The following is a 13,181-nucleotide window of genomic DNA, read 5'->3' as shown; positions in this document are numbered from 1 at the left end:
ATAGTAACGTGATAATGCCAGTGGAAACAGCTGCTGACCGCAGCAGCGAACTCGTCGACAAGCGCTATTACAGGGCGGGCGCGACCTGGGAAGACGACACGCACCGGTCAATGCGTCGATCGCGTACATTGGCCTGGATCGTCAGCGGCGTTTCCGGACTGGTTGCGATGCTGTCGCTGCTGGCGCTCGTGCTGATCCTGCCGCTCCGGCAGTTCGAACCGTACGTTGTCGAGGTCGACAAATCGACGGGCTACCTCGAGATCATGCGCGCGCTGAAGCCTGGAGATTTGTCCCAGAACGAGGCCGTCACGGCGGCCAATCTGGTGCGCTATATCAGGGCCCGCGAAACCTACGATTCCCGTGAACTGAAACAGAATTACGACCTGGCGCAGCTCTACTCCACCGACGCCGCGTCCAAGGATTTGACGTGGCTTTATACGCCTGCAAATCCACAATCGCTGGACAAGATTTTTGGCCGCAATGTCACTGTCTCGGTCGAGATCAAGTCCGTTTCCCTGCTCAATCGCAACACAGCCTCGGTGCGCTTTGCCACGACGACGCGCCGGGACAATTCGTCCACGGCCGACAATTGGGTGGCGGTGATAAAATTCCGCTACACCTCGACGCCGCTCAAGAACGAATGGCGTTTCGACAACCCGTTGGGATTTCAGGTTACGGATTACCGCCGCGACCAGGAATCGGCGCCGGCCGCGGGGAGCTTGCAATGAGATGGCGCATCGGCCTCACTCTGTCGGCTGCCCTTTTCCTCGGCATTACCCACAACGCGGGCGCACGCGACGGCCGCATCCGATATGTCACCTTCAACAACGACGACGTGACGTCGGTGCGCGCAGCTCTTGGCATTTCAACGATGGTCGAGCTTAGCCCGACCGAAGTCATCGAAACCGTGTCGGCTGGCGACACGAAAGGCTGGTCGATCATCCCCAAACGCGGATCGCGATTTCTGTTCGTCAAGCCGCTGGAGCGCGATGCTTGGACCAACGTCAACGTGGTCACCAACCGGCGCGTCTATTCCCTGCTGCTGCAGGCGACTGACAATGACCGGGACCGGGCATCCTTCCAGGTCCGGTTCAAGTACCCCGACGAGGATATCAACGCGCGCCTGCTCTCACAGGCCAAGGAGAGCGCAACCGATCCGGATTTGAAGGACCTGAACTATGCCGATCTCAATTACGACTATGCCTACAAGGGCGACGACAGCCCGAAGCCGCGCACCGTATTCGACGACGGCACCAAGGTGTTTCTGGAGTTCAAGGGCGACATTCCGGCGATTTTCGTTGTCGACGACAAGCGCCATGAGTCGCTGGTCAACGTTCGTACTCAGGGTAAATACACAGTCATCGACAAGGTCGCACGGCAATTCACCTTGCGGGCCGATGGCAAGACGCTCTGCCTCTACAACCGGGCGCGACCCAACGCTATCGATCCAGTCGAGCAGGTCTACGGTCCAACGAAACTGACCGGTGGCTCCACCCTGTTCGGATCCAGCGGAGGGCGGTGATGACCCAGATCGATTATAACCAACTGGACGGCAGCCCGACGGTCGCGCGCCGTGGTGCGGGCGTGGGTACCAGGATCGCCCTGGTCGGCCTCGGCGTAGTGCTCGTAGGCGCGCTGATATGGCTGAACTGGCCCAGGGAGCCTGTATCGCGCGATGTTCGCAGCGATGGCGAGGAAAACTTCAACCCGCCCGAGTTCCGCCCGCCGACGTTGAACGAGCCGCCGCAACCTGCCGACGGCACGATCGACCAGATCGTGGTGCCGCCACCGGCTGACGTCCAGAACGGCACGCAACAAGCCGATAATGTCGATCAGACCGTTCAGGAGGGCGCCGACCTTGACGCGCAGCGACGCACGCTGGAGGCGCAAATGGCGGCCGAGGAGGCGCGCCGCAAGGCCGAGGCGGAAGAAGCCCGACGCAAGGCGACGGCTGAGGACGAGGCTCGTCGTAAAGCGGAGGCGGCCGAGCGCGAAAAAGCGGTGTGGGAACGCCTGCGGTCGAGCCAGATGGTGACGAATGATCAAACCGGCTCGACGGATGCCGGCGCCCAGGCGGCACAGGTCGAAATCGCGCCCGACGGTCAGATCGTCCCGGTCCCCGGCACCGACAGTGATCCCAATAAGGCATTCCTGGCGCAGTCTGAGGCAAGTTCTTCCGGCATCGTCAAAGCCAGAGCCTTCCGACGCACCGATGCGCTGATCCCTGAAGGAACGATCATTCGCGGCTATTTGGAAACCGCTGTTAACACCGACCTTCCCGGTGCCGTGCGCGCAGTCGTGCGTGAGGATGTCTTCTCGCTCGACGGCAGGCGGATTCTCATTCCAAAAGGCTCGCGCCTGACCGGGGAATACCGCTCGGGGCTTGCGCGCGGTCAAAAGCGTGTTTTCATCGTCTGGAGCAGGGTCATCCGCTCGGACGGCATTTCTGTCGACATTAAGTCGCCCGGGGCCGACGCGCTCGGCCGCGGCGGTATGGGCGGCCGTGTCGATACACACTGGGTTGAGCGCTACGGCAACGCCATCATGCTGTCCGTCGTTGGCGGTGTCTCTGAATATCTGTCCTCGCTAGGCGATAGCAGCCAGGATGGACAACAGCGCCAGGTGTCGACGATCGATCCCGTAACCGGCGAGACCACCACCGTAACTTATGGTGGCGATGGCTCGCAGCGCGACGCGCGTAACATCGCCTTCGACAAATCATCGACCGCCCTGCAGCAACTCGCGCAAGAGGCGTTTCGCGACACGCAGAACATTGGCCCGACGGTCTATGTCGACCAGGGCACGTCGGTCGTCGTGCTGGTGCGGCGAGATCTCGATTTCTCGGATTTGTACGCCGACCCCGTTCAGGAAGAAGTTGCACGCCTGAAGGCCGGCGGGCGGCCGAAGACGGCGATCGATCCGACGCCTCTCTACGGCACGCCGAAGGATAATTTCTATCCCGGCTATGGGAGCCCGGTGAAATGAATGCCGTGCATCCCCTCCCCGACCCTTGGGCGAGAGCCCCGGTCCTGCGCGCTCATCTGGAACCGATATGGTCCTATTTGAACGAAGATGCGGTGTCCGAGATTGCAATCAACAGGCCGGGTGAATTGTTCATCGAGCGCCTCGGCGCTAAAGAGATGGAGCACGTCGTCAAGCGAGAGGTCACACCCGGCTGGATTAGGCATATCTCGACGGGCGTCGCTTCGGCGACCAATCAGGTCATCAACGAAGAAAAGCCGGTCCTGTCGGCAGCTCTTCCCTCGGGTGAGCGCATCCAATGCATCTTGCCGCCCGCGGCCCCAGAGGGCGGAGCGATCTCGATCCGCAAGCAGGTCATCATGGATATGAGCCTTGATGCCTACGAGGATCTTGGCGCCTTCGAGAACACCACTATGGGCAGCGGCCTGGCGCTTTCAACCGAGGAAAAGCGACTTGTCGAAATGCTGCATGACACGTCGCCGATGGACTTCCTGCAATATGCGGTGCGCAACCGTGTCTCCATCGTCGTTTCAGGCGGTACGTCGACTGGCAAGACGACGTTCTTGAATGCGCTCTTGAAGGAAATCCCGGCCCATGAACGGATCATCACGATCGAAGATACCCGCGAACTGCGGCTGCCTGCTCCCAACAACGTCACCCTGATAGCCTCGAAGGGCGACCAGGGGCTCGCCAAGGTCTCGGCGCAACAGCTGCTTGAGGCCTCGCTTCGCATGCGGCCCGACCGTCTGCTATTGGGCGAGTTGCGCGGCGCTGAAACCTTCGCGTTCCTCCAGGCGATCAACACCGGCCACCCGGGTTCGCTCACTACCGTTCACGCCAATTCCGCCCGGTCCGCCTACGAGCGGCTGGCGCTCATGGTCATGCAGGGCAGCTCGGGCCTCTCACGAAGCGAAATCCTCGACTACCTGCGCGAAGTCATTCCGGTGGTCGTCCAGATGGTCCGCACCGAAGGCGGACGGCGCGGCATCAGCGAGATCAAGTTCACCAAGGCGGAGACGATCTAGCGGGGCCCATCCATGCAGAAAATCGCAACAGCAATTTTCATGATGCTCATGGCGATGGCCCTGGGCGTCCTGTTCTTCACGGTCGCCTATGCCGCGACTGATTGGTACCGGACCGGCTCCCACGTCCTGTTCGACAACCTGAACGCCAATCCCTTGCCGGTCGTTCGTCAGGCCTGGGCGGACACGATGGCGAGGGATTTTGGCCGGGTACAATACGCCGTTGCGGCGGGAGCATTGGGGTTTCTTGCGCCCCTAGTCGGCCTGTTTCTCATGCGCCCGAGAAAGCGAAATGACTCTCGTTTCATGACGATGAGCGACGTCTCAAAAACCGGCCTGACAAAAGTGGGCGGGGTCTTCGTCGGTCGGGCCGGCGGCAGGCTTGCCGAAATTCTGTCGCCGGGCCGCGATCAGCGCTCCGGCAAGATCCGCTTGACGCAGCGCAGACTGATCGGCGGCAAGAAATTGTGGATTGATGGCGATGATGTCGGCGGCTTTGTCATCGGGCCGCCGCGCTCCGGCAAAGGCACGTCTCTCATCATCCCGAACGCCTTGACCTGGCCGAATTCGCTCGTGGTTCTCGACCTGCGAGGCGAGACCTATGCGGCGACTGCCGGTTACCGTTCAACCATGAGCGGCGTGGTGCGCTTCGCGCCGGCTGATCCGGACGGCAATACCGCATCCTACAATCCGATGGACTTCATCTCGCTGGATTCGGCGCAGCGCGACATCGACCTTCGCAATATCGCTGCGGCGCTGTTTCCGCGCCCCCCGTCCAACGCAGACCCCTATTGGGTTAACGACGCCCGCCTCCTTTTCACCGGCATCGCGTCCTTCGTCATGGAATCGCCTGCGATTCCGAATGAGAAGAAGACCTTCGCCACAATCCTCGAGATCATGAACGGCGCCGAGCAGCCGCTCCTGGAATTCATCGGCTCACTGCGCGAGGAACGCCGCCGCGAATGCTCGCATTTCACGCTGCAAACCTTGCTGCCCTATTTTGAGATGTCTGAGCGGCAGTTTTCCGGAATCTACGCCGGCGTCCGCACCGGCATGGCCCCCTTTCTCAACGAGCGCCTAATGCGAGCTACGTCGCGCAGCACGTTCGATATTCGCAAGCTCAAGCGCGACCGGATCTCTCTTTATCTCGACGTGCGGCGCGAGCAGATTACGTCGCTTGGACCCTTGTTCAACGTCCTGATTACGCAGATGATGAACTTCATGTCGGAAAGTCTGCCGCAGCCCGGCGAGCATCCGGTACTTGTGCTGCTCGACGAGTTCCAGAACCTCGGCAAGCTCGAGAACGTCACCGAAATGGCGAGCGTCCTGGGCGGCAATGGCATTTCGATGTGGTTTTTCGTGCAGTCGCTCAGATCGGTGGACGAGATCTATCGCCAGGAAGGGCGCAAGACACTCATCAACGCCGCTCGCGTGCAGATCTTTTTCGGTGCGCAGGACGCTGACGATCTGCGCTATGTTTCCGAGCAGCTCGGCGAAACGTCGGACGTGCAAAAGGACGTGACGCGCACCAAGGCAACGTTGTTCGACACCTATTACACGCGCTCGGTCCACCGCAAGGAAGCGCGGCGGCCCCTCATGCGGCCGGACGAAATCCGTACGCTCGACAAGAACAAGGTCATCATATTGCCGCGTGGGGAACTGCCAATCCTCGGCACGCGCAATTTCTATTTCGCCGACGGCCAGCTCGCTAAACGTGCGTTCATGCCCCTGCCCGCCTCTATCGACGCCTCGCGCACGAAAGGCCCTGCGTTGGACTCTTCTGCGGCGGTTCGATCTCCTGCGCTCCCGACGATTGTGCCGACAGCACCTGCGTACCGCTCAGGCCTCTTGCAGACGCGCCTGCGGCGCGGCGCGACATTGGCCGCAAAAGCCGGCCGTATGGCTCCGCAACCGGGCCGCCGAGCAATTGTAAAAGAACGGCTGAAAGCAACCGACGCTGCAATCGTAGCAGCCTATGCCGCCATAGATTTTTCCGCGTTGGCAGCCAAAGCGGTGACAACACGCATAGCGCCCGAAAAAGAAGCGGCGGTCGCGGCGATCCTGAACAAGGTCCGGTCCTTGCGAGCCCATGCAACAGACACAGAAGCGTTTGATAGAAATTTGAGCGTCGTCGAAGATACTTTGCCTGATGTAGTCGATGGATAGGCGACCTTAACGACCTTGGCGTTTCAGATGAACCACAGGAGATCCGGCCATGGCCCACATTGAATACAGTACCCACCAAGCGCGAAACGTTGAATATCCGCATCAAGCCCGAGGAACGGAGCCTGATTGCCGCCAAGGCGCGAGGGAAGAACCGAACGGATTCGTCCTTGATGCCGCGCGCATAGCCGCAGAAGAGGGCCCATGTCGCCACAACAGCTAGTCGTGTTAAGAGCGGCCTTCGCTGTGCCGATCGCCAAATGTTGTGTTTGGGCACGGCACCGGACTGGCGGCTTTCCGGACGCGCTAGCTGGAAAGAGGACGGATACGTTCCGCCTGCCGCCTATAGGACATTGATGCGGCGCAGTTCGATAATTGCCGCGCTGTGGTCAAGGTCGCCCCCGAAGTTGTCGACGAGGCCACGAAAAATCCTATCGACCTCAGTTGCAATCGGCAAAGTCAGCCCCAGAGACGCTGCAAGAGCAAGGGCGGTGCCGGTATCCTTGATCTGATATTTCGCAGGACCACCGGGCACGAAATCGCTCTCGATCATTCGTCGCCCGTGGAGGCGCAACACCGTCGAGTCGGCAAAGCCGCCAAGCAGAGCCTCACGCACCCGCGCAGGATCCGCACCACCCCTTTCGGCAAGCAGCAGCGCTTCGGCGACCGTGCAAATGTTGGAGGCGACAATCAGCTGGTTCGCGAGCTTCGCCAGGCTGCCTGCGCCTGCCGGGCCGACATGGGTGACGCGGCCGAGTGCAGCAAGGACAGGCTCCAGGGCATTGATGGTGCTCGCCTCTCCACCAGCCATGATGGCAAGCGTGCCCTCACGAGCGCCCTTCTCGCCGCCCGAGACCGGGGCGTCGACATAACGGATGCCCTTTTGCCCGGCCAGAACTGACTGCTTGCGCGCGGTCTCGACCGGGATGGAACTCATCACCACAAGCGTGGAGCCCGGCGACATGGCGTCAGTCGCCGCATTTGGTCCGAACAGGACCTCGTCGCAGACCGGTCCGGAGCTCAGCATTGAGATGACGATTTCCGCGTGTCGCGCCTCCTTCGCCTCTGATGCCGCGCCGACGCCGAAAGGCGCCAGTGCATCCGCCTTGTCGGGGCTGCGGTTCCATGCCGTCACGGCAAACCCGGCGTCCGCCAGGTGGCGGGCCATGGGGCCGCCCATGATGCCGGTTCCGATGAAACCGATGCGTGTTTTGTTGTTGCTCGTCATTCCAGCGCCTCCCAACGCTTGGATGCTATGCTCAGGAAGTCCTGAGGGCCGCGAAGCGGACGATCGTTTCCTCTATGTCGAGCATCTTCATTGCCGCCTGAAAGCGCCCGAGATGCGGGGTTTGCAGATGCGCCTCGAATGCGGCGCGATCATCGTAGACCTCATAGAACACCACCGAGTCCTCGGCGTTCTCCGGGCAGACGACATCGAACTGATGGCACCCGGCCTCATCGGCAATCGAATGGCGGGCATCGTCCAGGGCTGCGTCCAGAAACGCTGCCTTGACTTGCGGTTTGACGCGAAACTCGGGAATCACCACGAAGCGTGGCGCACTTTGCTCGCCCATGACATGCCTCCGCGCGATCAGGCGGCTACGCTCGGTGTCGGGCGGAAGCGCTCTTCCATCTCTCGGCGCACCTTCACGACATCGATGTCGTTCACCAGCTCGACATCGTTGAAGCTGACGATCTGGTCCTTCTTGACGGCACGCTTCAGCCGCACATTGTGCGCCAGCCCGATGGGAAGTGCGGCGCGCTCGAGGCTGATCGAAGCTGGGATCGCATTGGCCCAGACCGCATAGCCACCCTCGCCGTCCAGCACCTCGCCCGGCTGCATGTCCTTCTTGGCCGTCGCCACGGCGTCGCCGCGAAACTGCTTCGATGAACCGGTCGGCTCGTTGCGCAGCACGGCCGACAGCACGCTGATCGAGGTCTCCAGCCCGATGATGTGGAAGGGCCGCCACATCGAGGCATACCATCCCGACGGATCGGTCAGCAGCCCATACTGCTTGAAGCAGGCGCGCGCGTATTCGTTGTGCGCCTTGAACGTGACGAAGACGCCATAGCGAATGTTGTTGAAGACCTCACGGCCATCCGGCTCCTGGCTGGCGGCAATGTCGACCAGACCGGAGCGCGCCATGCGCCCGCCATCGGCGACAGGGCGGAACACCTTGGCCAGATCGTGCAGGCCCGAGGGTGGGAAGGCCAGGCCATCATCGGGGCAGTCCAGACCGGTGCCGTTGGCGACAGCGGCCATCTCGATGGCTGCCTTGGTGCCATCGGTGAAGGAGTTGTACATCTTCGGATTGAAGTCACCCTTTGCCACTTCCTCCTCGGTCCAGCCGAAGAAGCCCCAGACGGTGTCGGGCGTGGAATATCTGTAGCGCGGCTCGAAGTTCATTCCCTTGCCGGCCGCCGTCACCTCGAAACCGGTCGCCCGCGCCCAGTCCACCAGTTCGCAGATGAGGGCCGGCTGATCGCCATAGGCCATGGAATAGATCACGCCCTTTTGACGCGCCCTTTCAGCGAGGATGGGACCGACCATGACGTCGGCTTCGACATTGACCATGACGACATGCTTGCCGGCTTCGATCGCCGCCAGCGCATGGCGCGTGCCGGCAATGGGATGACCTGTCGCCTCGATCACGCATTCGATCTCTTCGCAGGCAAGCAGAGCGGCAACATCATCGGTGACGAAAGTCGTGCCGTTCTTCACCGCTTCGGCGGCATCCCCAGCCTGGTATCGCTCAGCGGGCCAGCCCACCCGCTGCATAGACTCCCGCGCCTTGGAAACATTCAGGTCCGCCACCGCGACCATGTGATATCCGGCGATACGCTGCGCCTGCGACAGCACCATCGAGCCGAATTTGCCAGCGCCGATCAAGCCCACCCGCACCGGACGGCCACGATCCGCGCGAGCGGCAAGCAGAGTGTAGAGGTTCATGTCTGTTTCCTTGCACGACCAATTTTTCGGGCCCGGCGTCGGCTTCGGCGAGGCATGCAAAGGCTTCCGTGCCCGGTTGACCGGACACGCAACGAAGGCGCCCGGCGCCATCTCGCAGTGACGTTGCTACCTCCCGACCGGCCGTGCCGCCGATGGTCCAGCCTATGCTTGCCGGACGGGCTCATTCGTATGGCGAGAAAGCTGTTAGCGCAATTTAGAAGAGGCGCTCGATTGTTTAGCTGGGCTAAAGATTGAAAATGCCGTCAGGTCGAGACATGGACAGCAGCGGCCTGGTTCGCGACCTCGAGGCATTGCGCAAAGGCGTGGCCCGCGGCCAGTGCGGCGGCAAAGGTTCCGGCGAAGACATCACCCGCGCCATGCGTGCTGATCAGCAGGACGGGAAGCGCGGGAACCACGACAGGATCGTGGCCGCGAAGCATACCCGCTACGCCGTCCCCGCCTGCCGTCACCACCACGGTGGGTGATCGGCTGGAGAGCCGCCTGGCCGCGATAACGGCGGAAGCAATATCCCCGACCGGGCAGCCCGAGAATTGTTCGGCCTCGATCGCATTCACCATTAGTATGTCGACAAGCGCGATGAGTTCGTCTGGCAGAACCCGATACGGCGCGGCATTAAGGCACACGGGCACCCCGGCCATCTTCGCGGCCTTCGCCGCGGCGAGATTGACGGCGTCGGGCATCTCGTTTTGCAGGATGAGAACCCCCGCGCCTTGCCAGAGCGCTGGGTCGTCCAGGCCTTTCGGGTCGGCTGCGGCATTCGCCCCGGTGACGATGACGGCGCCATAGTCTCCGCCGCTATCCGTTATCGCGACGCTCATCCCTGAGCCGCTGCCGCCAATGCGGGCGACACGGGACGCGTCGACACCGGCGGCGGTGAGATTGGAAAGAAGAAACCGGCCGAAATCATCGTCGCCGACGGCGCCCACCATGCGCACCTCGGCGCCTGCCTTCGCAGCCGCGACCGCCTGATTGCCCCCCTTGCCGCCAAATTTCGGCCGCCAGCCGAAACCGGTCAGTGTCTCGCCCTTTCGCGGGCGGTCCGGCGCGTCGACCATGATGTCGTAGTGAAGGCTGCCGACCACCACGACGACGGGACGAACCAAAGCAGTCATGCGCCGCGCCGCTTGCCGGCGACGGCACCCATGGTCGCGGCGAGATTGCGCTCCGCCGCCTTCAGGTCGCGCCGCGCGACCGCGGCGAAGACAGCGTCGAAGATAATCAGCTGGGCAATGCGCGCGGCGGCATTTTCTCCCAGCAACGGCGAGCCCTGGGCGGTTGAACACAGCACCACATCCGTGACCGCGGCGAGCGGCGACGTCGCATAGTTGGTGAGCGCGATGGTGCGGGCGCCGCGCCGGCGCGCCAGTTCCACAGCCTCGATAACCGCCGCGCTGGCGCCCGAATGCGAGAAAGCGATGGCGACGTCGCCCTCCCCCAGCAGCGAAGCCGACATCAGCATCATATGCGTATCGTCGAACACGCTGGTGCGCACGCCGATGCGCAGCAGCTTGTGCGCGACGTCGCGGGCGATCTGGGCCGAGCCGCCGACGCCATAGAGGTCGCGCTGGCGAGCGCCGAAGATCAGGTCGGCCGCGCGCTTCAGCGCTTCCGAATCGAGAATGGCAAGCGTCTCCTCCAACGCATGGACGGAGGTGCGGAACACCTTGCGCGCGATCTCGGCGTCGGTATCGTCAGGCGAAAGCTCCTCATGCAGCTCGGCGGTCGGTAGGCGGTTGTAGCCGGCGAGACCAGCCCGGAAATCCTTGAACCCGTCGAAGCCGAGCTTCTTGGCGACCTTGACGATCATCGCCTCCGACACGCCGGCGTCTTCGGCCACGGCCTTCAGCGAGGTGGTCTCGCCAAAATCGCGCCGGCCGAGGATCATGTCGACCACCCGCCCCTCCAGCGGCGTGAGGTGCGGCATCATCATGCGGATGCGCGGCCCGATCGTTCTCGGATCGCCAAGCGGTAGGCTCATGCTTTCTCCCCCGGCATCATGGTCTCCTGCGGCATTCGCGAGCGCCAGTCACGCGCCGATCAAGGCCTTGTTGACGATCCTCTGGCCGGCCACGGCATCCTGACGGGCCAGTGCGTCGGCGAGACCGTTATCGCTCGACAGCGCTTCGGAAATCTCCAGCAGGCGCCGCACGGTCGCGATGTTGGCCTCGCATTCGGCGACGGGATCGAGCCCACTGGTATCGGGAAAGGTGTCGAAGTAGAGCGCGCCGTCGAAACCGTTGCGGCGGATCTGGTGGAGCAGTTCAAGGGTCGAGCGGATATGCACCGCACCGACCATCAACCCGTCGTCGCGCTTGGCGTAGCCGTCATTGAGATGAACGCCCAGCAGCCGGCTGCGGCGATGGATCAGATGCGCGACAAGGGCCGGCTGCTCGCCCGCGTAGAGCGCGTGCGCGAAATCGATGGTGACGCCGAGATTCGGCGACCCCGCTTCGGCGATGGCAAGCAGCGTCGTCGCGGCGTCCCGTAACAGCGACTGGGCGCGCGGCTCATCGGGCTTGTACTCGATGCTGATGCGGCAGTCAGGATCATGACCGGCCACTTCGCGTATGCCGGCGACCTCCCAATCCCAAACCTGCGCGTAATCCAGCTGGAAGTTGTAGTCGAACCCATCCTGGCCGAGCCAAATCGTCATCAGATCGACTCCCATGGCGCGCGCGGCGTCGATGCCGCGCTTGGTCAGATCGATGGCCTCGCGCCTCACTGCCTCGTCCGGATTGGTGAAGGCGCCGCGCTTGAACGCCGAGTTGGTGTAGTAGCGCATCGCAAGGCCGTTGACGGACAGGCCGAGGTCGCCGATTCGCCGGGCAATGGCTGCGGGCTCCCCCGACACATGATCGGGAAAGTTCAGGTCGAGGTCGGTAAGACCACGCACCGTCGCGGCGCGCTCCGCCATCTGCATCATGCTCGGCTTGCCGGAAAGATCCGGCCATTGCAGATGCGGTGCGGACGCGAACGAGTTCAATCGGGTGGCGAAACGGGGCAGCATAAGAAACCTTCGGCTTTCGGATTTTTCACACAAATACAGAAAGTCGTAAAGTTATCAAGTGGACGGCCTGAACGTTTGGGGCGGATCCGACCAAGCCCCGCGGATGACTATTGCGGCGCCGGCTGGCCCGGCATCCGGTCGCGCTCCGCGCGCAGCCAGTCCAGGAAAAGCCGCACCTTCTTTTGCCGCAGGTGATCGCGGGGACAGACGATCCACTGCGTGACGATACGCACGGAAGGAGGATTGGTGACCGGACAGACGAGCCGGCCGTCGCGCAGCTCGCGCTCCATCATCATCCTGCTTTCGAGCGCGATCCCCATCCCGTCGAGGGCCGCGTCGATCGCCATGTGGCTGCGGTCGAACAGGATGCGGCGCCATCGGTGCGACGGCTGCATACCCGCGAGCTTGAACCAGGCCGGCCATTGGGCCTGCGACTTCACCGAGTGGATCAGCCGGAACCGTGTCAGGTCCTCGGCGCGAAGACTGCCCTCCGCCGCCAGGGCCGGCGCGCAGGCTGGAATGAACGTCTCTTCGGCCATGCCTTCGACGAAAAGGCCGGGCCAGCGGCCATCGCCATGGCGTATTTCCAGATCGACGAGCTCGCGATTGAAATCGGTCGGCTCGTTGGTTCCATCGAGGCGGATTTCCAATTCCGGATTCTGGTCGAGAAAAGAGGCAAGGCGCGGCAGCAGCCATTTGTTGGACAGTGTCGGCGTTGCCCGGACGGTCAGCATCGCCACCGACCGGTAGCCGCGGATGATGCTGGTGGCCTCGGATATGCGCTCGATCTCATCGGTGATGGTCGCGAAATAGCGTTCGCCCGCTTCCGTCAGCACCACGCGGCGGCCCATCTTGGTGAGCAGGCTCACCCCGAGCTGGACCTCGAGCGCCTGAATCTGCTGGGTGATCGCCGACGGCGTCACGCCGAACTCTTCGGCGGCCCGCGAAATGCTGCCCGCGCGAGCGGCGGCATGGAAAACCCAAATCGCCTTGACCGGTATCTGCATGCCTTGTCCATCCGTTTGGCCGGCCCCTG

At 62.6% G+C, this 13,181-nt stretch carries 12 protein-coding genes; 5 read left to right on the top strand and 7 right to left on the bottom strand.

Annotated elements, in window-relative coordinates; translation table 11 throughout:
* The first annotated feature begins 14 nt into the window (after positions 1-14).
* The 5 genes from NKJ13_RS21440 to NKJ13_RS21420 are packed head-to-tail and all read left to right on the top strand — an operon-like array spanning position 15 to position 6,170.
* The gene (locus NKJ13_RS21440; RefSeq protein ID WP_352509755.1) at positions 15-728 is read left to right on the top strand and encodes a VirB8 family type IV secretion system protein; all 714 of its coding nucleotides are present in this window, start codon (positions 15-17) and stop codon (positions 726-728) included.
* Positions 725-1,522, top strand: coding sequence for a TrbG/VirB9 family P-type conjugative transfer protein (locus NKJ13_RS21435; RefSeq protein WP_352778226.1), 798 nt, complete (start codon positions 725-727; stop codon positions 1,520-1,522). The genes NKJ13_RS21440 and NKJ13_RS21435 overlap by 4 nt, the downstream gene beginning before the upstream one ends.
* A complete protein-coding gene (gene virB10, locus NKJ13_RS21430) occupies positions 1,522-2,985 on the top strand; it encodes a type IV secretion system protein VirB10 (RefSeq protein ID WP_352778224.1) in 1,464 nt (487 codons plus the stop codon). The genes NKJ13_RS21435 and virB10 overlap by 1 nt, the downstream gene beginning before the upstream one ends.
* Complete coding sequence (gene virB11, locus NKJ13_RS21425) at positions 2,982-4,007, top strand: P-type DNA transfer ATPase VirB11 (RefSeq protein WP_352778222.1); 1,026 nt, start codon at positions 2,982-2,984, stop codon at positions 4,005-4,007. Before virB10 ends, virB11 begins: the two co-directional genes overlap by 4 nt.
* Positions 4,008-4,019: 12 nt before the next feature.
* Positions 4,020-6,170 (top strand): type IV secretory system conjugative DNA transfer family protein, encoded by a 2,151-nt coding sequence (locus NKJ13_RS21420; protein ID WP_352778219.1) that lies wholly within the window; start codon positions 4,020-4,022, stop codon positions 6,168-6,170.
* Between the two features lie 340 nt (positions 6,171-6,510).
* On the opposite strand, the gene NKJ13_RS21415 is transcribed toward NKJ13_RS21420, so the two are convergent.
* The 7 genes from NKJ13_RS21415 to NKJ13_RS21385 form a co-directional block, all read right to left on the bottom strand.
* Positions 6,511-7,395 carry an NAD(P)-dependent oxidoreductase gene (locus NKJ13_RS21415; RefSeq protein WP_352778218.1) on the bottom strand — a complete coding sequence of 295 codons (885 nt, stop codon included), beginning with the start codon at positions 7,393-7,395 and terminating at the stop codon, positions 6,511-6,513.
* A gap of 31 nt (positions 7,396-7,426) precedes the next feature.
* The gene (locus NKJ13_RS21410) at positions 7,427-7,741 is read right to left on the bottom strand and encodes a putative quinol monooxygenase (protein ID WP_352778216.1); all 315 of its coding nucleotides are present in this window, start codon (positions 7,739-7,741) and stop codon (positions 7,427-7,429) included.
* Positions 7,742-7,758: 17 nt separating this feature from the next.
* Complete coding sequence (locus NKJ13_RS21405) at positions 7,759-9,117, bottom strand: NAD(P)H-dependent oxidoreductase (protein ID WP_352778214.1); 1,359 nt, start codon at positions 9,115-9,117, stop codon at positions 7,759-7,761.
* 263 nt (positions 9,118-9,380) lie between these two features.
* On the bottom strand, positions 9,381-10,223 hold the full coding sequence (locus NKJ13_RS21400; RefSeq protein WP_352778212.1) for a PfkB family carbohydrate kinase: 843 nt from the start codon (positions 10,221-10,223) through the stop codon (positions 9,381-9,383).
* A gap of 23 nt (positions 10,224-10,246) precedes the next feature.
* Positions 10,247-11,116 carry a MurR/RpiR family transcriptional regulator gene (locus tag NKJ13_RS21395; RefSeq protein ID WP_352778210.1) on the bottom strand — a complete coding sequence of 290 codons (870 nt, stop codon included), beginning with the start codon at positions 11,114-11,116 and terminating at the stop codon, positions 10,247-10,249.
* Positions 11,117-11,164: 48 nt separating this feature from the next.
* On the bottom strand, positions 11,165-12,145 hold the full coding sequence (locus NKJ13_RS21390; RefSeq protein ID WP_352778208.1) for a sugar phosphate isomerase/epimerase family protein: 981 nt from the start codon (positions 12,143-12,145) through the stop codon (positions 11,165-11,167).
* A 107-nt stretch (positions 12,146-12,252) separates the two neighbouring features.
* Positions 12,253-13,152 carry a LysR substrate-binding domain-containing protein gene (locus NKJ13_RS21385; protein ID WP_352778206.1) on the bottom strand — a complete coding sequence of 300 codons (900 nt, stop codon included), beginning with the start codon at positions 13,150-13,152 and terminating at the stop codon, positions 12,253-12,255.
* Between the last annotated feature and the right edge of the window lie 29 nt (positions 13,153-13,181).

This window comes from Mesorhizobium sp. M0174, assembly GCF_040322275.1.
Taxonomy (GTDB): Bacteria; Pseudomonadota; Alphaproteobacteria; order Rhizobiales; family Rhizobiaceae; genus Mesorhizobium.
Note: the sequence above shows the minus strand (reverse complement) of the source record. Positions and strands in the feature narration are given on the sequence as shown.

Bases quoted from the DNA above. Each gene is read 5' to 3' on its own strand.
- NKJ13_RS21435 (WP_352778226.1), top strand. From the start codon at position 725: ATGAGATGGCGCATCGGCCTCACTCTGTCGGCTGCCCTTTTCCTCGGC.
- virB11 (WP_352778222.1), top strand. From the start codon at position 2,982: ATGAATGCCGTGCATCCCCTCCCCGACCCTTGGGCGAGAGCCCCGGTC.
- NKJ13_RS21415 (WP_352778218.1), bottom strand. From the start codon at position 7,395: ATGACGAGCAACAACAAAACACGCATCGGTTTCATCGGAACCGGCATC.
- NKJ13_RS21410 (WP_352778216.1), bottom strand. From the start codon at position 7,741: ATGGGCGAGCAAAGTGCGCCACGCTTCGTGGTGATTCCCGAGTTTCGC.
- NKJ13_RS21440 (WP_352509755.1), top strand. From the start codon at position 15: ATGCCAGTGGAAACAGCTGCTGACCGCAGCAGCGAACTCGTCGACAAG.
- NKJ13_RS21395 (WP_352778210.1), bottom strand. From the start codon at position 11,116: ATGAGCCTACCGCTTGGCGATCCGAGAACGATCGGGCCGCGCATCCGC.
- virB10 (WP_352778224.1), top strand. From the start codon at position 1,522: ATGACCCAGATCGATTATAACCAACTGGACGGCAGCCCGACGGTCGCG.
- NKJ13_RS21405 (WP_352778214.1), bottom strand. From the start codon at position 9,117: ATGAACCTCTACACTCTGCTTGCCGCTCGCGCGGATCGTGGCCGTCCG.
- NKJ13_RS21390 (WP_352778208.1), bottom strand. From the start codon at position 12,145: ATGCTGCCCCGTTTCGCCACCCGATTGAACTCGTTCGCGTCCGCACCG.
- NKJ13_RS21385 (WP_352778206.1), bottom strand. From the start codon at position 13,152: ATGCAGATACCGGTCAAGGCGATTTGGGTTTTCCATGCCGCCGCTCGC.
- NKJ13_RS21420 (WP_352778219.1), top strand. From the start codon at position 4,020: ATGCAGAAAATCGCAACAGCAATTTTCATGATGCTCATGGCGATGGCC.